Origin of the sequence: Clostridium pacaense, from assembly GCF_020709765.2 — a bacterium.
GTDB lineage: Bacteria > Bacillota > Clostridia > Lachnospirales > Lachnospiraceae > Enterocloster > Enterocloster hominis.
This window is the reverse complement of record NZ_JAJFEB020000240.1, coordinates 1-234: the sequence shown is the minus strand read 5'-3', so window position 1 is coordinate 234 and position 234 is coordinate 1. Positions and strand designations below refer to the sequence as shown.

Sequence of the window (234 nt, the reverse complement as noted above, 5' to 3'; positions counted from 1 at the left end):
AAAAGAGGTTACCGCGTCATTGAAAGGAATTACCGCGGCAGGCAGTGGGAAGTGGACCTGGTCTGCCGTCACGGAAGGTACCTGGTGTTCGTGGAAGTCAAGTACCGTTCCAGCGGCCGCATAGGCGGGCCGCTGGAGGCGGTGAACCGGGTCAAACAGGAACGCATCCATGCCGCAGCGGTTTACTATATGTTCAGCCACAACATCCCGGAGGACTGTCCCTGCCGTTTTGAT

General features: G+C 57.7%; 1 protein-coding gene. It reads left to right on the top strand.

Features of this window, described 5'->3' with window-relative positions; translation table 11 throughout:
* The coding region (locus LK536_RS59160) for a YraN family protein (protein ID WP_506092382.1) at positions 1 to 234 on the top strand (234 nt) is incomplete at both ends.